The 7,724-nt window shown below is 70.3% G+C and carries 11 protein-coding genes; 8 read left to right on the forward strand and 3 right to left on the reverse strand.

Features of this window, described 5'->3' with window-relative positions:
• The 6 genes from VF139_06330 to VF139_06355 all read left to right on the forward strand — a co-directional run.
• Positions 1-240, forward strand: a 240-nt coding sequence (locus tag VF139_06330) for a hypothetical protein (GenBank protein HEX6851006.1), incomplete at its 5' end; no start/stop codon positions are given.
• Positions 237-602, forward strand: a complete 366-nt coding sequence (locus VF139_06335; protein HEX6851007.1) for a P-II family nitrogen regulator — start codon at positions 237-239, stop codon at positions 600-602. The genes VF139_06330 and VF139_06335, both read left to right, overlap by 4 nt.
• Positions 603-1,682, forward strand: a complete 1,080-nt coding sequence (gene rsgA, locus VF139_06340) for a ribosome small subunit-dependent GTPase A (protein ID HEX6851008.1) — start codon at positions 603-605, stop codon at positions 1,680-1,682.
• Positions 1,683-1,710: 28 nt separating this feature from the next.
• A complete protein-coding gene (locus tag VF139_06345) occupies positions 1,711-2,142 on the forward strand; it encodes a (4Fe-4S)-binding protein (protein HEX6851009.1) in 432 nt (143 codons plus the stop codon).
• A gap of 12 nt (positions 2,143-2,154) precedes the next feature.
• Complete coding sequence (locus VF139_06350) at positions 2,155-2,358, forward strand: dodecin family protein (GenBank protein HEX6851010.1); 204 nt, start codon at positions 2,155-2,157, stop codon at positions 2,356-2,358.
• A gap of 3 nt (positions 2,359-2,361) precedes the next feature.
• Positions 2,362-2,682, forward strand: coding sequence for a translation initiation factor (locus VF139_06355; protein HEX6851011.1), 321 nt, complete (start codon positions 2,362-2,364; stop codon positions 2,680-2,682).
• A gap of 21 nt (positions 2,683-2,703) precedes the next feature.
• Here the strand turns inward: VF139_06355 and VF139_06360 are convergent, their stop codons facing one another.
• Positions 2,704-3,816 (reverse strand): aminotransferase class I/II-fold pyridoxal phosphate-dependent enzyme, encoded by a 1,113-nt coding sequence (locus VF139_06360; GenBank protein ID HEX6851012.1) that lies wholly within the window; start codon positions 3,814-3,816, stop codon positions 2,704-2,706.
• A gap of 136 nt (positions 3,817-3,952) precedes the next feature.
• Between VF139_06360 and VF139_06365 the strand changes: the two genes are divergently transcribed.
• Complete coding sequence (locus VF139_06365; protein ID HEX6851013.1) at positions 3,953-4,339, forward strand: phage holin family protein; 387 nt, start codon at positions 3,953-3,955, stop codon at positions 4,337-4,339.
• Positions 4,340-4,489: 150 nt separating this feature from the next.
• Here VF139_06365 and VF139_06370 read toward each other — a convergent pair whose 3' ends face one another.
• Positions 4,490-5,380: a DMT family transporter gene (locus VF139_06370; protein HEX6851014.1), complete on the reverse strand. Its 891-nt coding sequence runs from the start codon at positions 5,378-5,380 to the stop codon at positions 4,490-4,492.
• Entirely contained in the window at positions 5,377-7,431 is a 2,055-nt protein-coding gene (locus VF139_06375) for a tetratricopeptide repeat protein (GenBank protein HEX6851015.1), read from the reverse strand. The genes VF139_06370 and VF139_06375 overlap by 4 nt, the downstream gene beginning before the upstream one ends.
• A 112-nt stretch (positions 7,432-7,543) precedes the next feature.
• Here VF139_06375 and VF139_06380 point away from each other — a divergent pair.
• Positions 7,544-7,724: hypothetical protein (locus VF139_06380; protein ID HEX6851016.1), on the forward strand; the 181-nt coding region annotated here is incomplete at its 3' end.

The following is a 7,724-nucleotide window of genomic DNA, read 5'->3' on the forward strand; positions in this document are numbered from 1 at the left end:
GAGGGGATCTTCGCGGGGAGCCTCAAACAGGTCGCCATCCAGGGGGCCGGCGTGCTGGCGACGGTCGTGTACAGCGGCATCGCCTCGCTCGTGCTCCTGAAGGTCGTCTCGTTCGCGATCCCGCTGCGGCCCACCGCCCGCGAGGAGGCGATCGGACTCGACGTCCAGGAGCACGGCGAGGAGGCCTACACCTCGGGCGAGGGCGCGATCCTCGTCCTGGACGACGGAGGCGCCAAGTGAAGCTCATCGTCGCCATCATCCGCCCGGAGAAGCTCAACGACGTCCTCGAGGCGCTCTTCAAGGCCGACGTGCGGGGGCTCACCATCACCCGCGCGCAGGGACACGGCGGCGAGGTCGTCACCGTCACCAACTATCGCGGCACCACGGCGAAGATGGAGCTGCACGAGAAGGTCCGCCTCGAGATCGGCGTGTCGGAGCCGTTCGTCGACATCACGGTGCAGGCGATCCTGCGCACGGCTCGGACCGGCGAGGTCGGCGACGGGAAGATCTTCGTCGTGCCCGTGGAGCACGTGTACCGCATCCGCACCGGCGAGAGCGACGTGTTCGCGGTGACCCCGCCGATGGTCGAAGGGTCGATCTGAGTGGAGTACCGCCTCGCGGACCTCGGCTGGAACCCCGTCTTCGCGGAGGCGTTCGCTCCTTTCGCGTCGGAGGGGAAGATCCCCGGGCGGGTGACCATCCCCCATCGCGGCGTCTGCTGGGTCTTCGTCGAAGGAGGCGAGGTGGAGGCGACCGTCGCCGGTCGCCTCCGTCGCGCTCCCGAAGGGCCGATCGCCCTCCCCGCCGCCGGCGACTGGGTGGCGATGACGCCGCCGACGGGCTCCGGACGCGCCCGCATCGAAGCCGTCCTCCCCCGTTATTCGCAGTTCGTGCGCAAGGCCCCCGGCCGAAACCAGGAAGCGCAGGTCGTCGCGGCCAACGTCGACACGGCGTTCGTGATCACCGCGGTCGGACGCGACCTCAACCTGCGACGCCTCGAGCGGTACCTCGCCCTCGCGTGGGAATCGGGAGCCCAGCCGGTCGTGGTCGTGACGAAGAGCGACCTCGACGAGACCCCCGAGGCGACCGCGACCGCCGTCGCCTCGGCCGCCGTGGGGGTCCCGATCCACCGCGTCTCGGGGAAGAACTCCGACAATCTCGACGCGTTGCGCCCCTACCTCGGGCACGGTCACACCGTGGCGTTCGTCGGGTCGTCGGGGGTCGGCAAATCGACGCTGATCAACGCCCTCCTGGGCGAGGCACGTCAGAAGGTGGCCGAGGTCGGCGTGTGGGGGAAGGGCCGCCACACGACGACCCAGCGCGAGCTGATCCGGATGCCCGGCGGAGGACTGCTCGTCGACACCCCCGGCATGCGCGAGCTGCAGATCTGGGACGCCGCGGACGGGATCGAGGAGACCTTCGGCGACATCGACGCGCTCGCCGACGGCTGCCGGTTCGGCGATTGCCGGCACGACGCCGAGCCCGGGTGCGCCGTGACGGCGGCGGTCGAAGCGGGAGTCCTCGACGGGGCGCGCCTCGAGAGCTTCCGCAAGCTCGCGGCCGAGCAGCGGTTCCAGGAAACCAAGATCGACCGCGCCGCGCAGGCGGAGACCAAGCGGGTCGCCCGGGCGATGAACAAGGCGCTGCGAACCCATCTCGACAGGAAATACGAGCGGAAGTAGGCTGCCCGCAACCTTCGAGGGCCGCCGCATGAGCAAACGCATCCAGGTGTACCGGACCGACTCGATCACGGTCACCTTCGACCCGAACATCTGCATCCACAGCGCCGAGTGCCTTCGCGGAGAACCGAACGTCTTCGACGTGAACCGCCCGCGCTGGATCCGTCCCGAGCTCGCTTCCCCCGAGAAGGTGGCGGAGGTGGTCCGCCGTTGCCCGTCGGGAGCGCTGCGCTACACGCTTCACGCTCCGGAGTCTCCCGCGGAGCCCACGACGACCCAGGTCGTCGTCGAGGTCCGCAAGAACGGACCGCTCGTCGTCTCCGGCCCCGTGCGGATCGAGGCCCACGACGGCACGCTCGTCTGCGAGCAGGATCGCGTCGCCCTGTGCCGGTGCGGAGGGTCGATGCGCAAGCCGTATTGCGATGGCAGTCACGCGAGGATCGGTTTCAGGGATCCCGCCTAAGGAGGTGTGCCCATGTCCGTCGCCAAGGTGACCGAGATCATCTCGTCCTCCGACAAAGGTTTCGACGACGCGATCAAGACCGGGATCTCCCGCGCGGCGAAGACCCTGAGCGGGATCAAGGGAGCGTGGGTGAAGGACCAGAAGGTCCTCGTCGAAAAGGGGAAGGTCGTGGAATACCGCGTGACGCTGCGGGTGACCTTCGTCCTCAAGGACTGACGCTTGGCCAAGCTCGTCTGGTCCACCGAGCCCGCGAAACCGACGGTCCCCATCCCGCCCGAGCAGCAGACGATCCGGATGCGGATCGAGAAGGCCGGGCGCGGAGGGAAGACCGTCACGGTCGCCGACGGCCTCCTGGGAGCGAAGGTCGACGCCGCCACGCTGCTGTCCGCGCTGAAGAAGGCCTGCGGCGGAGGGGGGGCGTTGCGTGCGTCGAGGACCCCCGAGGGGACCGCCTGCTTCGCCCTCGAACTGCAGGGGGACCACATCGCGAAGGTCGCCGACCTGCTTCGCAGCCGCGGCTTCCGCGTCAAGGGCGCCTAAAAGGGGTCAGGCCCCTTTTTGTTACAAAGCCGCGAGAAGGTCGTCGATCAGATCGGCGGGGTCTTCGATGCCGACGGAAAGGCGCAGGAGATCCTCGGGAGCGGTCGAGCCCGGGCCTTCGGCGGTGTGTCGGTGTTCGATCAGGCTCTCGACGCCACCGAGCGATGTGGCGGGGACGAAGAGTTTCGTCGAGCTCGCGACCCGGACCGCGTCCTCACGGCCCGCACGCACGCGGAACGACAACATCCCTCCGAAGGCCCGCATCTGACGCTTCGCCACCGCATGCCCCGGATGCGACTCGAGCCCCGGGTAATGGACGGCGCCGACCTTGGGGTGCCCCTCGAGGGCGCGCGCGATCGCCATCGCATTGGCGCTGTGCCGCTCGACCCTGAGGCCGAGGGTCCGGATCCCTCGCATCACGAGCCACGTATTGAACGGGGAGGCGACCGCCCCCAGGTCGTGCCGGACCGCCTCGACCTTCTTCGCCAGCTCGCCGTCCTCCCGGAAGACGAGCACCCCCCCTTGCACGTCGCTGTGCCCGCCGAAGTACTTGGTCGAAGCGTGCAGCACGACGTCCGCGCCGAGGTCGATCGGCCGCTGGAGCGCGGGGGTCGCGAAGGTGTTGTCGACGAGGGCGAGCGCGCCGGCCTCCCGGGCGATCGCGATCGCGGCATCGAGGTCGGTGACCTTCATCTGAGGGTTCGACGGAGTCTCGATCCACACGACGCGGGTCTCGGGACGCATCGCGCGGCGGATCGCGTCGACGTCCTCCATCGCCGCGTGTGTTGCGGTAATCCCCTGCTTGACGAGGTGATCGCGGAGGGCGACGCGCACGCCGTAGTAGACGTCCTCCGGGAGCACGACGTGGCTTCCCGGCGGCAACGTCTGGAGCACCGCCACCCCCGCGGCCATCCCCGATGCATGGACGAGCGCGCGCGCACCTCCCTCGAGCAGGGCCAGCGCCTCCTCCGCCGCCAGTTGAGTCGGATTCGCCTCGCGGATGTAGCTGTAGCTCCCTCGCAGCGCGTAGGCGTGATCGCGGGCGAAGGTGGTCGCCAAGTGGATCGGCGGGGCGACCGCGCCGGTCGCCTCGTCCACGGGAGCGCAGTGCACCGCGAGGGTGTCGAATTTCATCGGGGCCTCGAAGGAGTCACGTCTTCACCGTTGCGTCTCGCGCGAGTCCTCCGGAGGATAGCCCGCTCCCCCGGGAAAACGCACAGGTGAAGACTCGACCCCTTCGACGTAGAGTGGGCGGCACGGGAGGATCGTCATGCGCTGGTTGCTAAGACTCGCGATCAACGCCCTGGCTCTCTACGCCGCCACGCGCTTCGTGCCCGGAATCGCCTACGAGGGGGGCTGGCTGAACATCCTGCTCGTCGCGCTGGTCTTCGGCGTCCTGAACACGATCGTCCGGCCGATCCTTAAATTATTCAGCATTCCGATCCTGATCGTGACGATCGGCCTGTTCATCTTCGTCATCAACGCGCTGATGCTCTGGCTGACCGGGGCGCTCTCGCACGCGCTCGGCCTCGGATTCCGCGTGGACGGGTTCGTCGCGGCCTTTCTCGGAGCACTCGTCGTCGGGTTCGTGAGCTTCGTCCTCTCGTTCTTCGTCCCCGATGAGGATGCGCGCGGCCGGAAGGAACAGAACGACTGAAGTTCCGACCGTATCCGAATTACACCCCTGTGGGGGGGGGAAGCACGCCAACAGGCGACTTTCGCGAGGGTGACCGCTGGCCGGGATCTTGCCTCTGGTAGGCGTGGGTCGTCCGACCCCCTCGGTCGCGTCCCCGGAGTTTTCATCCCCTCAGGCTCCGGGGTCGCGTCGGGGTATTCCCCGCGACGCCGCAACGCTGTGCGCCACCGTGGCGGCGAGGATCAGCGCCCCCCCCGCAATCGCGAACGACGACGGCATCTCACCGTGGACGATCCATGCCCAGACGGGGTTCAGGACCGGCTCGATCGTGAGGAGCAGCGAGGCCTCGAGGGCGGGAACGCGCCGCAATCCACGCGTCAGGCAGACGTACGCCAGCCCGATCTGGAAGACGCCGAGGTAGACGATCGCGGCGACATCCCCCGCACCGACCGCCGCCACCGGGAGCGCGAAGGGAAGGCCGACCGCGAATGCCAGGAGGTTCCCGGCGGCGACCGCCCCGGCCGCAGCCCCCGGGCGATCCCCCTCCGCCTTCCCCATCCAGCGAAGTCCGGTGACCGTGAACGCCCACGCGACCCCGCTCGCGATGGCCAGGAGGTTGCCGCGCATCGGGTCGGGGGCGGTCGCGCGCGTGGGCTCCTCTCCCAGGAAGAACAACGCGAGCCCGCAGGCGAGGGCGAGCATGAAGGCGAGATCGCGGCGGTGCGGGCGCTCGTGGAGCAGCCACGGCGCGAGCAGGACGAGATAAAGCGGTGCGGTGGACTGGAGGTAGATCGCGTTCGCGGAGGTCGTCAGCTTGTTCGAGAGGACGAACAGGGTCAGGGTCGCGGCGTAACCGACCGCAACGATCGCCGTGGCCCGCGTCCAGCCCCGACGGGCCTCCGGGAGGAAGAGCAGGACGGCGAGCGCGGCGACCCCCGACCGGAAGCTCGCGACCTGCCAGCCGGTGAAGCCGGCGTACTTGATCGCCGCGCCGCCGGTGGAGAACAAAGCGGCCGCCGCGCACACGGCGAGCCTCGCGCGCGTGGCGGCCGCGTCGTTCACCGGCGCACCGCCCGCTCCGCCTGCTCCAGCAGCGTCCTCCAATCCGCGTTTCCGGGGTCCGACGCGACCGCTTCGCGCAGCCACGTCGCTCCGCTCGCGGCGTCCCCCAGCGCCAGGAGGCACCGTCCGATTCCGACCCTCGCGGCCGCCGCGTAGACCGGGTCACCGTCCATCGCCCGGCGGTACTCGGCGATCGCCCCTTGCAGGTCGCCGGTCGCGCCGAGCATCGCCGCGTGGATCGATCGGAGCTCCGGATCGCGCGGCGCGAGCTCGACCGCTCGCCGGGCGAGCGACACCGCAGCGGCGAGGTCGCCGGCGGAGGCCCGCGCACGCACGGCAAGGGCGAGGATCTCGACGTTGTCCGGAGCGAGCCCGAGCGCGGCCTCCACGGCCGTCGTCTCGAGCGTCGCGGTGGCGCGGCCGTACCTCAGCGCCGCGTCGCCGGGACGGGCGGCGATCGCCTCGTCCCACGCGATCGGCGTCCACACCGTGCGCTCGCGATCCAGTCGCCCCCCTCCGACGAGCCATCCGACGACGATCCCGAGCCTCTCCGCGCTCCAGACCGGACCCCGCGTCACCTTCGCCACGCGATCCCACAGGGCGCGGATCTCGGGATCGTCGATGCGGTTCTCGCCGGTGAGCACGGTCGCGAGGTATCCCGCGGGGACCGAGCGCACGAAATGGCCGATCCGCCACGCCGGCGACGGACCGGTCAACCCGAACGAGCGGCGGACCCCGGCGTACGAGGGGTCCCGCGCCACCATCGGCATCCGCGCGAGGAGGGGGTCGGTCAACGCATTGAGGTCCACGAGGTGTACGTGAGGGCCGCCGTAATACCCGCGGACCCCCACGTTCGGCGTGACGGCGAGCGCCGCGTTCGACGCCCGCCACGAGCGGGCCGCGCGCGTGGCGGAGGCGAGCGGCCGCTCGTCGTCGTTCGCTCCGTTGAGCCAGCCCTGGAAGGCGAAGTAGAACCGCCTTTCGTCGGCGATCCCCGAGGGATCGAGCACGCCGCTGCGATGCGTCGCGATCGACGGACCCGAAAGGAGGTTCGGGAACGGCCCCGCGAACGACAGGACCAGGGCGGCGGCGGCCAGCGCCGCGCGCCCCCAGCGGAGTTTCGCCGCGGCGGGCGCCCCCGCGAGGAGCGCGGTCAGCAGGGGCGCCGCGAGGAAGCGCCCGCTCATGAAGTCGCCGCCGACCTTCACCGTGTAGGCGAGATAGAGCGACGCACCCGCCGCGAGCAGTCGCTCCCGGGTTCCGCCCCACAGGAACGCCGCCGCGCCGGCGGCCGCGGTTGCGGCCAGGGTCGCGGGATCGTGGCGCATCGATTCCGCGAGGTACCGAAGCCCCTGCACGGCGAGCTCCCCGGCGGGGATCCCGGTCGCGAGCTTGGCGAGCGCGGTGTTCGGATACGGAATCCCGTAGTAGACGATCGCGAAGAGGGTCCACGCGATCAGAGGCAGGAACCCGATCGCGACCTCCCGCCACGCCCGGCGCGCCCCGCGTCGCCACGCCTCCCAGCCGAGCGCCGGTGCGACCAGGAGGATCGCGTCGGGGCGGTTCAGGGCGATCCCCGCCGCGAGCGCGCTCGAGAGGAGCAACCGCCGGTCGTCGGCGAACCGCGCGCACACGAACGCGACCAGCAGGAGATGGGTGAGCGGGTTCTCGAGCCCCGACGTCGAGTAATCGACGTAGGCACGCGAGGCGATCAGGGGAACGAGGACCGCCGCCGCGGTCCAGGGCTCCCGTCGCCACCGCCACGCGATCGAACCGACCGCCGCCAGCGAACACGCCATGCCGAGCGCGAGGGTCGTGAAGAACGGCTCCCGCGTGATCGCGTAGAACGGGAGCAGGAGGAGCATCCAGAGGGGATGCGTGTAGACCTGCACGCGCTCGGCCACGTTCCACCGGAGCCCGAAGCCGTGGACCGCGTTGTCGACGACCCGAAGGGTGATGAACGCGTCGTCGGAGACCCATGCCGTCCGGACCAGCACCACCGCAAATACGGCGACGAGGGCGGCGGCCACGGCCTGGGGGGTCGTTTTCATCGGCGGGCGCCGAGTATATCGGTTGCCGCTCCGCCCCTTTGCCCGGATACTCCCGATGCGCCGGGGGGGACCGGCGGATGGGGGCAACGTGCGCCGATTTCATTCCATCGCCATGTCCACTCTGGTGCTCTGCTTCCTCGCGACCTCGGCCGACGCCGCCGTCGCCGATCGCGCTCCGAGCCGATTCGACCGTCTGGTGACGTGGGACGCGGTTTCCGGCCTCGGGATCGTGGCGGAGTCTCCCGAGCAGATCGCGGACTTCGCGGACGGCCAGGCGGGGTGGGCCGCGTTCC

This window comes from Candidatus Polarisedimenticolaceae bacterium (assembly GCA_036376135.1).
Taxonomy (GTDB): Bacteria; Acidobacteriota; Polarisedimenticolia; order Polarisedimenticolales; family DASRJG01; genus DASVAW01.

Bases quoted from the DNA above. Each gene is read 5' to 3' on its own strand.
- VF139_06345 (HEX6851009.1), top strand. From the start codon at position 1,711: ATGAGCAAACGCATCCAGGTGTACCGGACCGACTCGATCACGGTCACC.
- VF139_06350 (HEX6851010.1), top strand. From the start codon at position 2,155: ATGTCCGTCGCCAAGGTGACCGAGATCATCTCGTCCTCCGACAAAGGT.
- VF139_06375 (HEX6851015.1), bottom strand. From the start codon at position 7,431: ATGAAAACGACCCCCCAGGCCGTGGCCGCCGCCCTCGTCGCCGTATTT.
- VF139_06360 (HEX6851012.1), bottom strand. From the start codon at position 3,816: ATGAAATTCGACACCCTCGCGGTGCACTGCGCTCCCGTGGACGAGGCG.
- VF139_06365 (HEX6851013.1), top strand. From the start codon at position 3,953: ATGCGCTGGTTGCTAAGACTCGCGATCAACGCCCTGGCTCTCTACGCC.